Source organism: Variovorax sp. P1_H2, from assembly GCF_056405295.1.
The window spans coordinates 33,115-49,591 of record NZ_JBFUCJ010000002.1; the positions used below are offsets into that span (position 1 = coordinate 33,115).

The 16,477-nt window shown below is 67.9% G+C and carries 17 protein-coding genes; 9 read left to right on the forward strand and 8 right to left on the reverse strand.

Annotation, left to right across the window (positions count from 1 at the left end; genetic code table 11):
* Positions 1 to 25: 25 nt before the first annotated feature.
* From AC1D2E_RS01320 to AC1D2E_RS01330, 3 genes are read right to left on the reverse strand one after another with little or no spacing between them, the layout of a single operon-like run.
* Positions 26 to 1,513, reverse strand: coding sequence for an NAD(P)(+) transhydrogenase (Re/Si-specific) subunit beta (locus AC1D2E_RS01320; protein WP_478195719.1), 1,488 nt, complete (start codon positions 1,511 to 1,513; stop codon positions 26 to 28).
* On the reverse strand, positions 1,510 to 1,839 hold the full coding sequence (locus tag AC1D2E_RS01325) for an NAD(P) transhydrogenase subunit alpha part 2 (protein ID WP_301811134.1): 330 nt from the start codon (positions 1,837 to 1,839) through the stop codon (positions 1,510 to 1,512). Before AC1D2E_RS01325 ends, AC1D2E_RS01320 begins: the two co-directional genes overlap by 4 nt.
* Before the next feature lie 27 nt (positions 1,840 to 1,866).
* Positions 1,867 to 3,009 carry a Re/Si-specific NAD(P)(+) transhydrogenase subunit alpha gene (locus tag AC1D2E_RS01330; RefSeq protein WP_478195720.1) on the reverse strand — a complete coding sequence of 381 codons (1,143 nt, stop codon included), beginning with the start codon at positions 3,007 to 3,009 and terminating at the stop codon, positions 1,867 to 1,869.
* Between the two features lie 225 nt (positions 3,010 to 3,234).
* Here AC1D2E_RS01330 and AC1D2E_RS01335 point away from each other — a divergent pair, with 225 nt between their 5' ends.
* From AC1D2E_RS01335 to AC1D2E_RS01345, 3 genes are all read left to right on the forward strand, one after another.
* Positions 3,235 to 3,957 carry a response regulator transcription factor gene (locus AC1D2E_RS01335; RefSeq protein ID WP_478195721.1) on the forward strand — a complete coding sequence of 241 codons (723 nt, stop codon included), beginning with the start codon at positions 3,235 to 3,237 and terminating at the stop codon, positions 3,955 to 3,957.
* Between the two features lie 58 nt (positions 3,958 to 4,015).
* Positions 4,016 to 5,017, forward strand: coding sequence for a hypothetical protein (locus AC1D2E_RS01340; protein WP_478195722.1), 1,002 nt, complete (start codon positions 4,016 to 4,018; stop codon positions 5,015 to 5,017).
* A gap of 78 nt (positions 5,018 to 5,095) precedes the next feature.
* Positions 5,096 to 5,563, forward strand: coding sequence for an NUDIX hydrolase (locus AC1D2E_RS01345; protein WP_478195815.1), 468 nt, complete (start codon positions 5,096 to 5,098; stop codon positions 5,561 to 5,563).
* On the opposite strand, the gene mnmA is transcribed toward AC1D2E_RS01345, so the two are convergent.
* Together mnmA and AC1D2E_RS01355 are read right to left on the reverse strand one after the other, a co-directional pair.
* Complete coding sequence (mnmA, locus tag AC1D2E_RS01350) at positions 5,553 to 6,737, reverse strand: tRNA 2-thiouridine(34) synthase MnmA (protein WP_478195723.1); 1,185 nt, start codon at positions 6,735 to 6,737, stop codon at positions 5,553 to 5,555. The two genes, AC1D2E_RS01345 and mnmA, sit on opposite strands and share 11 nt — an antisense overlap.
* A 49-nt stretch (positions 6,738 to 6,786) precedes the next feature.
* Entirely contained in the window at positions 6,787 to 7,782 is a 996-nt protein-coding gene (locus tag AC1D2E_RS01355) for an LLM class flavin-dependent oxidoreductase (RefSeq protein WP_478173768.1), read from the reverse strand.
* Positions 7,783 to 7,885: 103 nt separating this feature from the next.
* Here AC1D2E_RS01355 and AC1D2E_RS01360 point away from each other — a divergent pair, with 103 nt between their 5' ends.
* Entirely contained in the window at positions 7,886 to 9,427 is a 1,542-nt protein-coding gene (locus AC1D2E_RS01360) for a phospholipase D-like domain-containing protein (RefSeq protein WP_478195724.1), read from the forward strand.
* 32 nt (positions 9,428 to 9,459) lie between these two features.
* On the opposite strand, the gene AC1D2E_RS01365 is transcribed toward AC1D2E_RS01360, so the two are convergent.
* The 3 genes from AC1D2E_RS01365 to AC1D2E_RS01375 all read right to left on the reverse strand — a co-directional run bounded on the left by AC1D2E_RS01365 (position 9,460) and on the right by AC1D2E_RS01375 (position 10,756).
* A complete protein-coding gene (locus AC1D2E_RS01365) occupies positions 9,460 to 9,837 on the reverse strand; it encodes an SHOCT domain-containing protein (protein WP_478173770.1) in 378 nt (125 codons plus the stop codon).
* A 47-nt stretch (positions 9,838 to 9,884) separates the two neighbouring features.
* Positions 9,885 to 10,109 (reverse strand): LapA family protein, encoded by a 225-nt coding sequence (locus AC1D2E_RS01370; RefSeq protein WP_478107630.1) that lies wholly within the window; start codon positions 10,107 to 10,109, stop codon positions 9,885 to 9,887.
* 167 nt (positions 10,110 to 10,276) lie between these two features.
* A complete protein-coding gene (locus AC1D2E_RS01375) occupies positions 10,277 to 10,756 on the reverse strand; it encodes an amino acid permease (protein WP_478195725.1) in 480 nt (159 codons plus the stop codon).
* 273 nt (positions 10,757 to 11,029) lie between these two features.
* Between AC1D2E_RS01375 and AC1D2E_RS01380 the strand changes: the two genes are divergently transcribed.
* The 5 genes from AC1D2E_RS01380 (at position 11,030) to AC1D2E_RS01400 (ending at position 16,474) form a co-directional block, all read left to right on the forward strand.
* A complete protein-coding gene (locus tag AC1D2E_RS01380) occupies positions 11,030 to 11,797 on the forward strand; it encodes a carbonic anhydrase family protein (RefSeq protein ID WP_478195726.1) in 768 nt (255 codons plus the stop codon).
* Between the two features lie 317 nt (positions 11,798 to 12,114).
* Complete coding sequence (locus tag AC1D2E_RS01385; RefSeq protein WP_478195727.1) at positions 12,115 to 13,368, forward strand: MFS transporter; 1,254 nt, start codon at positions 12,115 to 12,117, stop codon at positions 13,366 to 13,368.
* Between the two features lie 53 nt (positions 13,369 to 13,421).
* Positions 13,422 to 14,270 carry a dihydroorotate dehydrogenase electron transfer subunit gene (locus AC1D2E_RS01390; RefSeq protein WP_478195728.1) on the forward strand — a complete coding sequence of 283 codons (849 nt, stop codon included), beginning with the start codon at positions 13,422 to 13,424 and terminating at the stop codon, positions 14,268 to 14,270.
* Complete coding sequence (locus tag AC1D2E_RS01395) at positions 14,263 to 15,213, forward strand: dihydroorotate dehydrogenase (RefSeq protein WP_478195729.1); 951 nt, start codon at positions 14,263 to 14,265, stop codon at positions 15,211 to 15,213. Before AC1D2E_RS01390 ends, AC1D2E_RS01395 begins: the two co-directional genes overlap by 8 nt.
* Positions 15,214 to 15,217: 4 nt before the next feature.
* Positions 15,218 to 16,474, forward strand: coding sequence for a hydantoinase/carbamoylase family amidase (locus AC1D2E_RS01400; protein WP_478195730.1), 1,257 nt, complete (start codon positions 15,218 to 15,220; stop codon positions 16,472 to 16,474).
* Positions 16,475 to 16,477 lie beyond the last annotated feature (3 nt).

Below are 16,477 nucleotides of genomic sequence, written 5' to 3' on the forward strand. Positions count from 1 at the left end.
TATCCGCCCCGCGCCCGGGCAAGCGCTACTCGACCGCCTTGGCCATGTCCTCGACGACCTTCTTGGCGTCGCCGAAGACCATCAGGGTCTTGTCCATGTAGAAGAGTTCGTTGTCCAGGCCGGCGTAGCCCGCGGCCATGCTGCGCTTGTTCACGATCACGGTCTTGGCCTTGTAGGCCTCCAGGATCGGCATGCCGTAGATCGGCGTGCCCTTCTGCAGCGCCGCCGGGTTCACCACGTCGTTGGCCCCCAGGATGATCGCCACGTCGGCCTGGCCGAACTCGCCGTTGATGTCCTCCATCTCGAACACCTGGTCGTAGGGCACCTCGGCCTCGGCCAAGAGCACGTTCATGTGGCCCGGCATGCGCCCGGCCACCGGGTGGATCGCGTACTTGACCGTCACGCCGTGCTCGGTGAGCTTGGCGGCRAGCTCCTTCACCGCGTGCTGGGCCCGGGCCACCGCCAGGCCGTAGCCCGGCACGATGATCACGGTCTCGGCATTGGAGAGCACGAAGGCCGCGTCGTCGGCGCTGCCGCTCTTGACCGGGCGCTGCTCCTTGGCGCCGGTGGCCGCACTGGCCGCCTCGCCGCCGAAGCCGCCCAGGATCACGTTGAAGAACGAGCGGTTCATCGCCTTGCACATGATGTAGCTCAGGATCGCRCCCGAGCTGCCCACCAGCGAACCGGCCACGATCAGCATCGCGTTGTTCAGGCTGAAGCCGATGCCCGCGGCCGCCCAGCCCGAGTAGCTGTTGAGCATCGAGACCACCACCGGCATGTCGGCGCCGCCGATCGGGATGATGATCARGACGCCCATCACGAAGGCCAGCACCACCATCGCGAGGAAGGCGGCCCAGCTCTCGGTGGCCATGTACAGCAGGCCGAGCGCGATGGTCAGCAGGCCCAGSACSAGGTTSAGCATGTGCTGGCCCTTGAACTGCACCGGCGCGCCCTGGAACAGGCGGAACTTGTACTTGCCCGAGAGCTTGCCGAAGGCGATCACCGAGCCGCTGAAGGTGATCGCGCCGATGGCCGCGCCCAGGAAGAGTTCCAGCCGGTTGCCCGCTGGAATCGCATAGCGCAGGAAGCCGTCGATGATGGCGGCCCCCTCGGGCGTGTTGACGCCGACGGCAGCGGCCACCGGCGGCGGCGTGATGCCGAAGGCCCAGGGCTCGACCACCGCAGCGACCGCGATGAACACGGCCGCCAGGCCGATCATGCTGTGGAAGAAGGCCACCAGYTCGGGCATCTGCGTCATCTCGACGGTCTTGGCGCGGTAGGCGCCGTAGCCGCCGCCGACCACCACGCCCAGCAGCACCCAGGCCATGCCGATCGCCTTGCCGCCCGAGAGCTGGACGATCAGCGCCGCGGTGGTCAGCATGGCGATCGCCATGCCGACCATGCCGAAGATGTTGCCGCGGATSGAGGTGGTGGGGTGACTCAGGCCTTTCAGGGCCTGGATGAAGCAGACCGAGGCGATCAGGTACAGCAGCGTGACGACATTCATGCTCATGCTGCATTCCCCTTGTCACCGGCAGGCGCGGCCTTYTTGTCCTTCTTCTTGAACATCTCGAGCATGCGCCGGGTGACCAGGAAGCCGCCGAAGACGTTGACCGCGGCCAGCGCCACGGCCAGCACGCCCATGGTCTTGCCGAGACCCGTCTCGGTCAGCGCGGCCGCGAGCATGGCGCCCACGATCACGATCGCCGAGATCGCGTTGGTGACCGCCATCAGCGGCGTGTGCAGCGCCGGCGTGACGGTCCACACCACGTGGTAGCCGACGTAGATCGCCAGCACGAAGATGATCAGGTTGATGACGGTGTGGGATACGGGGTCCATGGCTTCTCCTCGGCGATTCGCGGGTTCTTAGTTCTTGGTGACCTGGCCGTCCTGCGCCATGCGGCAGGCCGCGACGATGTCGTCCTCGAGGTCGATCTTGAGCGTGCCCTCCTTGGCCACGATCAGCTTGAGGAAGTCGAGCACGTTGCGCGCATAGAGCGAGGACGCATCGGCCGCCACCAGCGCCGCCAGGTTGGTCTCGCCRACGATCGTCACGCCGTGCTTGACCACCGTCTTGTCGGCTTCGGACAGCGGGCAGTTGCCGCCCTTCATCTCYCCGTTCRMATCSGGSCCCTTGCCGGCGGCGATGTCSACGATCACCGARCCCGGCTTCATCGACTTGACCATSTCCTCGGTGATCAGCGTGGGCGCCGCGCGCCCCGGGATCAGCGCGGTGCTGATCACGACRTCGGCCAGCGCCACGCGCTTGGCGACCTCGACCTGCTGGCGCGCCAGCCAGCTCGCGGGCATCGGCCTGGCGTAGCCGCCGACGCCGACCGCGGCTTCGCGCTCCTCGTCGGTGTCGTAGGACACCTCGATGAACTTGCCGCCCAGCGACTCGATCTGCTCCTTGACCGAAGGTCGCACRTCSGAGGCCTCGATCACCGCGCCCAGGCGCTTGGCGGTGGCGATGGCCTGCAGGCCGGCCACGCCGACGCCCAGGATCACCACCCGGGCCGCCTTCACGGTGCCGGCGGCGGTCATCAGCATCGGGAAGAAGCGCTGGTAGCGGTCGGCGGCGATCATCACRGCCTTGTAGCCGGCGATGTTGGCCTGCGAGCTCAGCACGTCCATGCTCTGGGCGCGGGTGGTGCGCGGGGCGGCCTCGAGCGCGAAGGCGGTCAGGCCGGCCGCGGCCAGGCGCTGCAGGCCGGCGGCGTCGAAGGGGTTGAGCATGCCGATGAGCACCGCGCCGGGCTTCATCAGCGCGCACTCGCGATCGTCGGGGCTGCGCACCTTGAGCACGATATCGCAGCCGAAGGCGCCCGCGGCATCGGCGATCTCGGCACCGGCGGCCTGGTAGGCCGCGTCGGTGACGCTGGCGGCCACGCCCGCGCCCGATTGCACCCGCACCACATGGCCTTGGGCCACCAGCTTCTTCGCGGTTTCCGGGGTCACGGCGACCCGGGTCTCGCCTGGCAATGTTTCAGCCGGCACGCCTATCAGCATGGACTTCTCCTCAGGGCATCGTTGGAATTCGCGCGAGCTTACCCGAAGACGCAAGCCGGAAGTTGTCCCCCAGGTGCCGACGCCATCACTGCCCTTCGAGCATCCGGTTTGCCCGCCTTGCTATCAAATCAATAGCATGCCGATTCGGGGTAGCTGGGTACACTGTCACCCTGATGAGCGGCGCAAAGACGCCGGCATCGACACGAAGAGACACAGGGGGATGGAATGCGTATAGCGGCGCTCGATGACGAGGCGCATCAGCTCGAGCTGATCCGCCACACCGTGGAGGTCATTGGCCACGAGTGCCATGGCTATGGCGACGGCAAATCGCTGCTGCGCGACCTGCACCACGAAACCTACGATCTGCTGATCCTCGATTGGGGATTGCCCGACATCGAAGGCCCGCGCGTGGTTCGATGGATCCGTGAGGACCTGGGCAACGCGCTTCCCGTTCTTTTCGTCACCCACCGGAGCGAGGAGAAGGACCTGGTCGAAGGGCTGGCCGCCGGCGCAGACGACTTCATGACCAAGCCGATCCGGGTGTCCGAACTGCAGGCCCGCGTCCGCGCGCTGCTGCGCCGCGCCTACCCCGCGCACCACGGCGGCGAGATCAGCTTCCGCAACTACCGCTTCTATCCCTCGACACGCACCTTGCGGATCGCCGGCAAACTGGTCGAACTCAGCCGGCGCGAGTACGAACTGGCCCTGTTCCTGTTCCAGAACCTGGGCCGCCTGCTGTCGCGCGAGCACCTGCGCGAAGCGGTCTGGGGCATCGGCGTCGAAGCGCCGTCGCGCTCGCTCGATACGCACATCTCGCGGCTTCGGCAAAAGCTCGACCTGCAGCCTTCGAACGGCTTCCTGCTGTCCGCCATCTACGGCCTCGGCTACCGTCTGGAACCGATCGAAGGCGACACGCTCTCACCGCTGCACCCGGACACGGGGCGATGAGCGCCGCCCGGCCGCCCGAAGGCGCTCGCACCGCAGTGCGAAGCACGGAGCTTGGCTTGTGAGCGCGGCAGGCGATGCGCTGCCGGCCCTCGGGGCCCGACTCGCCGATGGGCCCGATGCCGTGCTGGTCCTCGATGCCCTCGGCCGGGTGCTGACAGCCAACCCGGCTGCACGGCGCCATTGGCACGACGCGAGCGACCCGCTTCCCGGCCGCCGGATCGACCAGCTGCTGCGCGGGCTGTGCTGGCACGGCCATGCCGCACCCTGGCTGCCCAGCAGCGCACCGGCCGACGCCCTCGAGCCCCTGGCCGGCGAGGGCGAGGACATGGCCGGCCGCAACCTGCTACTGCGCGGCTGGCCGCAGTTCGAGGCCGACCGGCACAGCGGCTGGCTGCTGCTGCTGATCGACATCACGCCGATGCGGCGGGCGCAGCGGCAGCGCGACGACGCGCTGCGCTTCATGTCGCACGATGCGCGCACGGCCTGTGCCTCGATCCTTGGCATGGTGGACCTGGCGCGCGCGCGGCCCGCGGCGGTCGACAACGACGCGCTGCTGGCGGGCATCGAACGCGAGGCGCAGGCCGGCCTCGACCGCACCGACGCCTTCCTGGCGCTGGCACGCGCGCAGCGGCAGCCCTTGCGCCTCGAAGCGCTCGACCTGGGGCTGCTGCTGCAGCAGGCGGTCGACATGGCATGGTCGCGGGCCCGCCAGCGACAGGCCCGCATTCGGCTCCCGAGCACGCTGGCGGCAGCGCCCTGCCTGGCCGACAGAGGCCTGCTGGCGCGCGCGCTGCAGGCTTTGCTCGAGCACGCGCTCGATCGCTGTTCGCCGAGCTCGGACTTGCACTGCGGCATCACGGCGGAAGGCGATCGATGGTGCGTCTTCGTGCAAGACCCGAGCCCCGGGCCGGTGGCCGAGCTACATTGCCGGCTGGCCCGCACCGTGGCACAGCGCCACGGCGGATCGATCGAGGTCGAGCGGCCGGCCGGCGGCGGCTGCAGCGTCAGGCTGCTGCTCCCGAGGGCGGCCGCGGCACCGGAATCGCACGAGGATGCGTGAGGACGCAATGCGTGCAGCGCCGGGCCGCCCCAAGCAAGCGCGCACCGCAGTGCGAAGCACGAAGGTACTCTCATGACCATGGAAACGCGCTGGAAACCCAATGTCACGGTGGCGGCCGTGATCGAGCGCCAAGGCCGCTATCTGCTGGTCGAGGAAGAGACTCCGGACGGCCTGCGCCTGAACACGCCGGCCGGCCACCTCGACCCCGGCGAATCGCCCGCCGAGGGCTGCGTGCGCGAGACCCTGGAAGAAACCGCCCACCACTTCACGCCCACCGCCCTGGTCGGCATCTACCTGGCGCGCAGCCGGTGGCCCGAGGACATCACCTACCTGCGCTTCGCGTTCGCCGGCACGCTGGGTGCCTTCGAGCCGGCGCGGGCGCTCGACCAGGGCATCGTGCGCACGCTGTGGTTGACGGTCGAAGAGATCCGCGCCAGCACGGCGCGGCATCGCAGCCCGCTGCTGCTGCAGGGCGTGGAAGACCACCTGGCCGGGAAGCGCTATCCGCTGGAGCTGGTGCGGGTCGATCCGTCGCTCAAGCGCTGACGCTGGCGATCACGCCGCCGCCGAGGCAGACCTCGCCGTCGTACAGCACGGCCGACTGCCCGGGCGTCACCGCCCACTGGGGCTCGTCGAAATCGAGGCGGAAGGCGCCGTTGGCCCCCTCGCCCAGCCGGCAGGCCGCATCCGCCTGGCGGTAGCGCGACTTGGCGGCCAGCGGACCGGCGGCCGGGGCATCGCCCGCCACCCAGCTCGCATCGTCGGCCTCGAGCGTCGGCGACAGCAGCCACGGATGGTCGTGGCCCTGCACCACCCACAGCGTGTTGCTGGCGACGTCCTTGCGCGCCACGAACCACGGCGCATGGTCGCCGGCGCCGCGCTGCGCGCCCTTGGCCTTGATGCCGCCGATGCCGAGCCCCTGGCGCTGGCCCAGCGTGTAGAAGCTCAGGCCCTGGTGCTCGCCGATCTTGCGGCCGCGCTCGTCGCGGATCGGGCCCGGCTCCTTCGAGATGTAGCGGTTGAGGAACTCGCGGAAGGGCCGCTCGCCGATGAAGCAGATGCCGGTGGAGTCCTTCTTCTTCGCGTTCGGCAGGCCGATCTCGTCGGCGATGCGCCGCACCTCGGTCTTGTGCAGCTCGCCGACCGGAAACAGCGTCTTCGACAACTGCTGCTGGTTGAGCCGATGCAGGAAGTAGCTCTGGTCCTTGGCCGGGTCCAGGCCCTTGAGCAGCTCGTAGCGCCATCCCACGTCGCGGGCGCCATCGCACGCGGTCGCGTGCGATTCATGTGGATGCCGGCTCGGCATTGCGTCCGGGGCCGCCGGGATACGGCGGACCCGGGCGTAATGGCCGGTGGCGATCTTCTCGGCGCCGAGCCGCATCGCGTGATCGAGGAAGGCCTTGAACTTGATCTCGGCGTTGCACAGCACGTCCGGGTTGGGCGTGCGGCCGGCCTGGTACTCGCGCAGGAACTCGGCGAACACGCGGTCCTTGTAGTCGGCCGCGAAGTTGACATGCTCGATCTCGATGCCCAGCACGTCGGCCACGCTGGCGGCGTCGACGAAATCGATGTTCGACGAGCAGTATTCGCTGTCGTCGTCGTCTTCCCAGTTCTTCATGAAGATGCCGACCACCTCGTGGCCCCGCTGCTTCAGCAGGTGCGCCGTGACCGCGGAGTCGACTCCGCCGCTCAGGCCCACCACGATGCGCTGCTTTTTCATAAGGCTGGGATTGTCCCAGGACCGGCAAGCCGGTGCCCGGGGACGGGAATCAGCGGGGCGAAGGCCGGTCGCGGAGTTCGGCCAGGATCTCGTAGGAGCGCAGCCGCGCCTCGTGATCGAAGACCTGCGAGGTGATCATCAGTTCGTCGGCACCGGTGCGCTCGACGAAGGCCTCGATGCCGGCGCGCACCGTGTCGCGCGAGCCCACGGCGGAACACGACAACACCGATTCGAGCAGGGCGTTCTCGGCCGGCCCGACCTTCTGCCGGTAGCCCGCGACCGGCGGCGGCAAACGGCCGGGCCGGCCGCTGCGCAGGTTCACGAAGGCCTGCTGCCAGGAGGTGGCGCGGAACGCGGCTTCCTCGTCGGTCTCGGCCGCGAAGACGTTGAAGCCCAGCATCACATAGGGCTTGGCCAGCTGCGCCGAAGGCTTGAAGGTCTCGCGGTAGATGCGGATCGCCTGCATCAGCTGCTGCGGCGCGAAGTGCGAGGCGAACGCATAGGGCAGGCCCAGGTGGGCCGCGAGCTGGGCCCCGAAGGTGCTGGAGCCGAGGATCCACACCGGCACCTCGAGCCCCTTGCCGGGCACCGCGAGCACCGGCTGGCGCGGCTCCTTCGACATGAAGTCCATCAGCTCGACCACGTCCTGCGGGAACTGGTCGGCGTCGGATTGGAGGTCGCGCCGCAGCGCCTGCGCGGTGCGCTGGTCGGAGCCCGGCGCGCGGCCCAGGCCGAGGTCGATGCGGCCCGGGTACAAGGACTCCAGGGTGCCGAACTGCTCGGCGATCACCAATGGCGAGTGGTTCGGCAGCATCACGCCGCCGGCGCCGATGCGGATGGTCGAGGTACCGGCGCCGATGTGGGCCAGCAGCACGGCGGTGGCCGCGCTTGCGATGCCCGGCATGCCGTGGTGCTCGGCCAGCCAGTAGCGCCGGTAGCCCAGCTTCTCGCCGTGCCGCGCCAGCGACAGCGAATTGCGGAAGGACTGCGCGGGGTCGCTGCCTTCGGTGACGGGGGAGAGATCGAGGATGGAAAACGCAATCATGCCGCTATCTTGGCCCGGATCGGGCGCGTTCAAGCCGCGAAGGGCTATTGGCCCGACTCCGGATAGGCTTGCGGCCATGAGATGGCATCTTTTCGCTTCCCGCATGCTTGCTTTGGCCCTGGCGCTGGCCTTGGGCGCCTGCGGCTCGCTGCCGACGAATGTCGAGCGCCCCGTGTCGACGAGCCTGCCCGCCGCGCCCGAGCAGAGCCCGCTGGCGCGGCTGGCCGCGAGCGAGCTGCCGGCCGGCGCCCAGTCGGGCTTCCGGCTGCTGCCGCTGGGCGCCTACGGGCTCGATGCCCGGCTGGCACTGATCGGCCGCGCCACGCGCACGCTCGACCTGCAGGTCTACATCATGGAGAACGACGAGTCCGGCCGGGCGGTGTTCGCGGCGTTGCGGGATGCGGCCCTGCGCGGCGTGCGCGTGCGGCTCCTGCTCGACGATTTCAACAGCGCCGGGGCCGAGCCCCTGCTGCAGGCGCTGGTCGGCGTGCCGAATTTCGAGATCCGGCTGTTCAACCCGTTCTGCTGCGCCCGCCAGAGCCTGGCCAGCCGCATCGCCAGCTCGCTCGGCGATCTGACGCGGCTCGACCACCGGATGCACAACAAGCTGATGATCGCCGATGGCGCACTGGCGATCGTCGGCGGCCGCAACATCGCCGACGCGTACTTCGGCCGCAATGCAGTGGCGAACTTCATCGACCTCGACGCCGTCGCCGCCGGGCGCGTGGTGCCGCAGCTGGGCGTGCTCTTCGATCGCTACTGGAACAGCGAGGAGTCCTTTCCGGCCGAGGCGCTGGTCCGCCCGCCGGCCGCGGGACCCGAGCGCTCGGCCACGCTGGCCCGGCTGCTGCCCCCGGAGGCGAGCCGGATCGACCTCGCGCTGCCGCCCGCCGACCTGCTGGGCCGCGAGCCGGTCGGCAAGGAACTGGCGGCCAATCGCCTGAGCCTGCTGTCCGGCCTCGCCTATGCCGTCGCGGACCTGCCGTCCAAGCGGCTGCAGATCGGGGACGAGCTCGAGGCCAACAGCCTGATGACCGGCGCGGTCAGCCAGATGCTCGGCACCCGCAGCGAACTGGTGGTGAGCTCGCCCTACCTGGTGCCGGGCACGCGCGGCATGGCGGTGCTGCACAGCCTGCAGCGCAAGGGCGTCGACATGACGCTGGTGACCAATTCGCTGTCGGCCAACGACTCGGCCCTGGTCTACATCGGCTATGCGCGCTATCGGCTGCCGATCTTGCGCGCCAGCGTCAAGCTGTACGAGGTCAGTGCCCAGCCCTCGGCGAGCGCGAGCCGCCCCTTCTTCAGCGGCTCGTCACGCGGACGCCTGCATGCCAAGCTGGTGGTGATCGACCAGCAGGTGGTGCTGCTCGGGTCGCTGAATCTCGACCCGCGCTCGGCCCGCCGCAACACCGAGCTCGGGGTCGCCATCGACAGCCCGGCGCTCGCCAGGGAGGCGCTGCGCCTGCTCGAGGCCATGAAGAGCGAGGCCTACGGCGTGCGGCTCGAGTCGGAAGGCAACGCGCTGTCCTGGGTGTCGTCCGGCGAGGACGACGCGCAGGTCGTCGACACCGAGCCGGGGGTTTCGCCATGGAACGCGCTGCAGCGGATGCTGCTGCAGCCGCTGGTGCCCGAGGACCTGCTGTAGGGACTGGCCCCGTCAGGCCTCGAGAGGCTGGCTCAGGCCAGGGCCTTGGCCTTGAGGCGCTCGAACTCTTCCTGCGTGATGGTGCCGGCGTCGAGCAGCGCCTTGGCGTCCGCGATGTGCTCGGCCGGCGATTTGCCCGCCACTTCGCGGATGTAGGCGTCGGTGTCGGACTTGGCGCGCTGCAGGCTGGCGCGCTGGCGCTCCGCCATGCCGCGGCCGCGGGTAATGATGTAGATGATGGCCGTCAGGCCCGGGATGATCACGAGCCCGATGATCCACAGCACCTTGGACCCGCCGCCCAGCTCCGAATCACGGAACAGGTCGCCGATGATCTGGAACAGGATGAGCAGATAGACGATGAGGACGAAGGTCGACAGCAGGAGTTGGATCAGGTCCCAAAAATTGCTCATACAGGTCTTTCTAGCTTGTTGAAAAAACGAGGAATGGGGCTCGGCGCTCAGGGCCGGCGCGTCGCGCCGTGCGCCATCGAGCGCAGCAGGCTCAACACGAAACCGCCGGTGAACATGCCCAGCACGTAGATCAGCAGCACCAGCACCGAGATCGGCAGCGTGATGCTCATCGAGAACAGCGAGACGGTCGCCGACTCCAGGTTCTGGACCTTGAACAGCACGACGATGCCGGCCAGGATCACGATCAGCGCGATGTAGACGTAGCGATGCATGAGGCTCTCTCCTTTCGTGAAATGACTGCGTGACGATGGCTCATCCGGCGGGCCCTCGCTGGCGGCTTCGGCCCGCGGCGACGTCGCACCAGCGCCGGCAGTGGCAGCAACAGCGAAAGTGCAAGAAGCCATCGGCATGAAAAGCGGGTCGGCATGGGGGTCCTCGTCTAGACCGTGATGACACCGGAAACCAGGGCCCACAGGGCCATCAGCGCAGCGAGCACGTGCACGCCCCAGAGGATCACCGACGCGGAGACGATCGCTACAGCGGTCGAGCCATCGCCGAAGACCGGGAAGAACTGCCCCAGCGTGGCCTTGATCAGCACCAGGCAGGCCACGTCGGCCAGGCAGCAGCCGATCCAGTAGCCCACCGCGGAGGCGAAGCCCAGGTAGTTGCCGAAGCCGGCCTTGGCATAGGCGTAGATGCCGGTGTCGAGGTCGGGCCGGCGCCGCGACAGGGTCTGGAACACCAGCGCGAGCATCAGCATCCCGGTGCCTGCGATGGCCCAGGCGACCAGCGCGCCGAGGCCGCCGGTCGAGCGGCCGAAGGCCGAGGGCAGCGCGAAGATGCCCGAGCCGATCATGGATCCGACCACCAGCGCAATGAGGGCGCCGCGGGAGAGCTTCTGGTCTTGCGATGTGGTCATGCAGGATCAGCGAAAGAGGGCCAAGGCGTCCGTGCACCCCCCGGAATTCTTGTTCTCATGTGTCCTTGTCGACGGTTCTCGCGCATCGGCCGTGTCCATGGAGCGCCTGGTGCGGACGAGCATCAGTGGCTCGCGATTCTTTGTCAAGGGCGACTTCTAGCGCCGCGCGCGGCACTGGTTTTTCGGATTTGGTGGCCGCATGATCGTTCGCTCGCGGGTCTCGCCACAGGGCGAGGACCGCCCTTGCAAGGTTCATCCGACGAAAGGACTGCCATGACATCGATCCACGGTTGCTGTGCTGCCGACGATGGCGAAACTTCGACAAGCCGCAGCGGGCGGCGCGCCTGGCTGAAGTTCGGGGCGGGAACCGGCGCCGCCGTGCTGATGGCCGGCATCGGCCTTCGCACGGAAGACGCCGAAGCGGCATCGCTGAGCCAGGCCCGGCGCGATGCGATGACCCCCGACGCGGTCATCGAGATGATGAAGAAGGGGAACCAGCGCTTTCGCGCCGGCAAGCTGCAGACGCACGACTACCTGGCGCAGAAACGCGCCAGCGCCTCGGGCCAATATCCGGCCGCGGTGATCCTGAGCTGCATCGACTCGCGCGCGCCGGCCGAGATCCTGCTCGACATGGGCATTGGCGACACCTTCAATGCGCGCATCGCCGGCAACATCGCCAACAAGGACCTGATGGGCAGCCTGGAGTTCGCGTGCGCGGCCGCCGGCGCCAAGGTGGTGCTGGTGATGGGGCACACCGCCTGCGGCGCGGTCAAGGGCGCCATCGACAACGTGCAGCTCGGCAACCTGACCGGACTGCTCGACACCATCAAGCCGGCCATCGCCGCGACCACCTATGCGGGCGAGCGATCCAGCAAGAACCCGGCCTTCGTCGATGCCGTGGCGCGGGCCAACGTGCAATTGACGATCGATACGCTGCGCAGCGGCAGTCCGATCCTCGCCGATCTCGAGAAGAAGGGGCAGATCAAGATCGTCGGGTCGATGTACGACCTGTCGAACGGGGTCGTGACCTTCCTGGGCTAGCGCGCCTAGCGCGCCTGGCAGCGGCCGCGGGCGCTCGCTCCGCGTCCGAAATGTCAAAGCACGTCGAGTTCGCAACTCGACGCGCGCTCTTGTCCTGCGTGCTCATCTCCCGCGCCGTCCCCGGCGGCCCCGCCGACCACCCTTTCCGACGATTCTCGGCAGCCACGGGTGAACCCTGCGGCCCACCTTCTTGCGCAATCTCAAAATTGAGACTAGTATCTAAATACGCACTGAAGCACAGTGTTTCGCGATGGCCTCAAGCCATCGATCCCGTTAGCCATCACGGCGCAGGACCGCGCCGGACAGGAGAGATCGACGTGGAAGCAACAGCGACCCCCGCGGCAGGCGCCGCACGGAACATCGAGCACGAGGACAAGGTCACCGGCTACGGCTGGAAGGCCCTGGCCGGCTCGGCCATCGGCTACGCCATGGACGGCTTCGACCTGCTGATCCTCGGCTTCATGCTGCCGGCGATCTCTGCGGAGCTTCATCTGACCCCGGGCCAGGCAGGCTCCCTGGTCACCTGGACGCTGATCGGCGCGGTGGCCGGCGGCATCCTCTTCGGCTCGCTCAGCGATCACTACGGACGCATTCGCGTACTGACCTGGACCATCGTCCTGTTCGCGCTCTTCACCGGCCTGTGCGCCTTTGCCCAAGGCTATTGGGACCTGCTCGCCTATCGAACCATCGCCGGCATCGGCCTCGGCGGCGAATTCGGCATTGGCATGGCGCTGGCAGCGGAAGCCTGGCCCGCCAGGCATCGGGCGCGCGTCTCTTCCTATGTCGCGCTCGGCTGGCAGACCGGGGTCCTGGGCGCCGCCCTGCTGACGCCGCTGCTGCTGCCGACGATCGGCTGGCGAGGGATGTTCCTCGTCGGCGTTCTCCCCGCCATCGTGGCCTGGGTGATCCGCAACCGGCTGCACGAACCCGAAGTGTTCGTCCGCAAGGCCAAGACCAGGGGCTCGAAGTCGAAGGCCTTCAAGCTGCTCGTCAAGGACGCCCGCACGACCCGCACCAGTCTCGGCATCGTGATCCTGTGCGCGGTCCAGAACTTCGGCTACTACGGGATTATGATCTGGATGCCCAGCTTCCTCGCGAACAAGTTCGGCTTCAACCTGACGAAGTCCGCGATGTGGACGTCGGTGACCATCCTCGGGATGATGGCCGGCATCTTCGTCTTCGGCCAGTTGGCCGATCGCATCGGCCGCAAGCCGAGCTTCCTGCTGTTCCAGGCCGGCGCCGTCGTGATGGTGCTGCTCTACGCCCAGTTGTCGGACCCGGTCTCGATGTTGTGGGCCGGCGCACTGCTCGGCATGTTCGTGAACGGCATGCTCGGCGGCTATGGCGCCCTGATGTCGGAGGCCTACCCGACCGAGGCTCGTGCCACGGCGCAGAACGTCCTGTTCAACATCGGCCGCGGGATCGGCGGCTTCGGACCCGTGGTGGTCGGCGCACTGGCCGCCGCCTACTCCTTCCAGGTCGCCATTGCGCTCCTGGCCGCGATCTACGTCCTGGACATGCTCGCCACGGTGTTCCTGATTCCCGAGCTCAGGGGCAAGGAGCTCGAGTAATGACACACGCAGCAGCGACCGCACAAGCGATCTCTTTCGAATCGGAGAACGTCATGAGCGCCACATCATGTTTCCAGCGCAACGCCGCGAGCGTGGCCTCGCATCGATGCGAGGTCGCCGAGCACCGGTGGGTCAACGACCGCTACAGGTACCTGCGGCTCAGCGCCCGGGCGGACCTTGCGGGAAGCACCAGGCCCGGGCAGTTCTACCAGCTCAAATGCCCGTCGACCGATGCGCTGCACCCCTTCCTGCTGCGCCCGATGAGCGTCTACGGTGTCGGCCCCGAGGCCGGCACCATCGAGTTCCTCTACAACGTGACCGGCGTCGGGACCCGCGCCCTCTGCGCGCTCGAGGCCGGTGACCGCATGGACATCGTGGGTCCGCTCGGCAACACCTTCGTCCTCGATCCCGGAATCCAGCGAATTCTCGTGGTCGCTCGAGGTGTCGGCCTGGCCACCATGGCGCCCCTGCTCCAGCACGCCGCCCAGTCCGGCATCGAAATCACGGCGATCATGTCCGCAAGGGCTCCCAAGGACCTCATGCGCAACGAGTTCCTTCGCGGCGTCGAAGCCGACGTGCACTGCGTCTACGACAGCGACGGCAGTTCTTCGGTCGAAGGTGTGGAAGCCCTGGTGCGCCGGCTGCTGAACGCGCAGGACCATGACGTCGTCTACACCTGCGGCTCGCACCGCATCCTGATGCTGCTTCAGCAGCTGCTGCGGGACTATCCCCGGACCCGCGGCGAGGTCGCCATGGAGCAACGCATGGCATGCGGCATGGGCGTCTGTCTTTCCTGCGTGCGCCTGTTCGACAAGGACGGCGACAAGCAATTCCTTCGCGTCTGCCGCGAAGGCCCCGTGTTTCCAATCTGCGACGTCGTCGGGGAGGTGGAATTTGGCTGATCTGAACGTCAGGGTCGGAGAACTGGAGCTGCGCAACCCGGTGATGCCCGCCTCGGGGTGCTTCGCCATCGAATACAGCGAGGCCCTGGATTTCAACAAGCTGGGTGCCCTCGTGATCAAGAGCGTGTCGCCGAAAAGCCGGGCCGGCAACCCGACGCCGAGGGTGACCGAAGCCTGCAGCGGGATGCTGAATTCGATCGGCATTCCCAGCAAGGGCCTGGACCACTACCGCCGCGAGGTGCTGCCGCCCTACACCTGCTTCGACACGCCGGTGGTGGTATCGATCTCGGCCGACACGGTGGGCGAATTCGCCGATGCGGTGGCGCAGATGTCGCTGCCCGAAGTGGCGGTGATCGAGGCCAACATCTCGTGCCCCAATCTCGAGGCCGACGGCATGGCCTTCGCCATGACGCCGGAGACCACGTACCAGGTGCTGAGCGCGATCCGCAGGCGCACCGCGCATGCGCTCTGGGCCAAGCTCACACCCAACGCCTCGCACATCGCCGCCGTCGCGAAGGCCGCGGAAGAAGCCGGCGCCGATGCGCTCGTCATGGGGAACACCGTTCTGGGCATGTCGATCGACGTGCGCACCCGCAAGCCCAAACTGGGCAATGTCATGGGCGGCCTGTCGGGGCCGGCGATCAAGCCGATCGCGCTGCGCATGGTGCACCAGTGCTATCGCAGCGTCCGGATTCCGATCATCGGCTGCGGCGGCATCTGCAGCGCAGACGATGCGGTGGAGTACATGCTCGCCGGCGCCAGCGCCGTGCAGGTCGGCACGGCGTCCTTCCTCGACCCGGGCGCGATGCAGAAGATCATCGACGGACTGGCTGCCTACTGCCGGGAGATGGGGGTCGCGCACATCCGCGATCTCACGGGCCAGGTCAAGCTCGACCGCCAACTGTCGGATCGCTGGCTGCGGTTTGCGCAACAGTCGGGCTGAAGCCATGGACCTGTGCGCACTCAGGCCACTGGCCGAGAAGCTCTTCGCCGATGTTCGCGCGCTTTCGTTCGACGGCGTCGGCGTCACCCGCGAGAGCTATGGCCGCGGCGAAACGGCGGCGGCCGACTACCTGCGGCAGTTCGCCCTGGCCGAAGGCCTGGGCGTGGCGGCCGACAAGGCCGCCAACCTCGTGTTCCGGCTGGCGGAAACACCGCCCGATGCGCCGGTCGCATGGACGGGTTCCCACATCGATTCCGTGCCGCAGGGAGGGAACTTCGATGGGTTGGCGGGCGTGGTCGCCGGATTGCTGTGCCTGCTTGCGCAAAAGCAAGAGGCCCATCGGCCCAGGCTGCCGCTCGAAGTGATTGCCTTCCGTGGCGAGGAAAGCGCCTGGTTCGGCAAGGCCTACATGGGCTCCGGCGCCCTGTTCGGCAAGGTGAGCGAAGCCGACCTCGAATTGAGGCAGCGCAGCACCGGCGAAACGATGGCCGAATGCATGCGCAAGGCAGGCGCCGATGTCGAGGCGATCCGGGCTCAGCAGATCCTCTTCGACAAGGCGCGAGTCAAGGCCTACATCGAACTGCACATCGAGCAAGGGCCGGTGATGATCGCCCGCCAGCTGCCGCTCGCGGTTGTCTCCGGCATCCGGGGCAATGTCCGGCACAACCACATCGTCTGCCATGGCGATGCGCAGCATTCAGGCGTGGTGCCGCGTTGGCTGCGACATGATGCGATGTTCGCGGTGGCCGACCTCATCATGCGCATCGACGCGCACTGGCGGGTCCTGCTGGAGCGCGGTACGGATCTGGTCGTGACGGCCGGCATCGTCAACACCGATCCGGCCGAACACTCCATCTCCCGCATCCCGGGCCGGGTGAGCTTCAGTCTCGAGGCGCGCAGCAAGAGCAACGACACCCTCGAGGCGTTCTACCAGTTGATGCGCGCCGAATGTGCGGCGATCGGCCGCGAGCGCGGCGTGGGCTTCGAATTCGACCGCCGGCTTCTCAGCGATCCCGCCACGATGGACGACCGGATCTGCGGCCTGCTGTCGAAGGCTTGCGCGGACCAGAACGCAGCGTTCGAAGTGATTCCCAGTGGTGCAGGGCACGACGCGTCGCTGTTCGCCAATGCGGGCATTCCGAGCGGCATGCTGTTCGTGCGCAATCAGAACGGTTCCCACAACCCCCGCGAAGCGATGGAGATCGACGATTTCATGCTCGGCGTCCAGGCCATGAACCATGCATTCAACCAGTTGAGCTGAGCT

Coding starts and splice junctions, on each gene's coding strand:
- AC1D2E_RS01375 (WP_478195725.1), bottom strand. CDS start 10,756: ATGACCACATCGCAAGACCAGAAGCTCTCCCGCGGCGCCCTCATTGCG.
- AC1D2E_RS01370 (WP_478107630.1), bottom strand. CDS start 10,109: ATGCATCGCTACGTCTACATCGCGCTGATCGTGATCCTGGCCGGCATC.
- AC1D2E_RS01390 (WP_478195728.1), top strand. CDS start 13,422: ATGAGCGCCACATCATGTTTCCAGCGCAACGCCGCGAGCGTGGCCTCG.
- mnmA (WP_478195723.1), bottom strand. CDS start 6,737: ATGAAAAAGCAGCGCATCGTGGTGGGCCTGAGCGGCGGAGTCGACTCC.
- AC1D2E_RS01380 (WP_478195726.1), top strand. CDS start 11,030: ATGACATCGATCCACGGTTGCTGTGCTGCCGACGATGGCGAAACTTCG.
- AC1D2E_RS01335 (WP_478195721.1), top strand. CDS start 3,235: ATGCGTATAGCGGCGCTCGATGACGAGGCGCATCAGCTCGAGCTGATC.
- AC1D2E_RS01365 (WP_478173770.1), bottom strand. CDS start 9,837: ATGAGCAATTTTTGGGACCTGATCCAACTCCTGCTGTCGACCTTCGTC.
- AC1D2E_RS01355 (WP_478173768.1), bottom strand. CDS start 7,782: ATGATTGCGTTTTCCATCCTCGATCTCTCCCCCGTCACCGAAGGCAGC.
- AC1D2E_RS01400 (WP_478195730.1), top strand. CDS start 15,218: ATGGACCTGTGCGCACTCAGGCCACTGGCCGAGAAGCTCTTCGCCGAT.
- AC1D2E_RS01360 (WP_478195724.1), top strand. CDS start 7,886: ATGCTTGCTTTGGCCCTGGCGCTGGCCTTGGGCGCCTGCGGCTCGCTG.
- AC1D2E_RS01345 (WP_478195815.1), top strand. CDS start 5,096: ATGGAAACGCGCTGGAAACCCAATGTCACGGTGGCGGCCGTGATCGAG.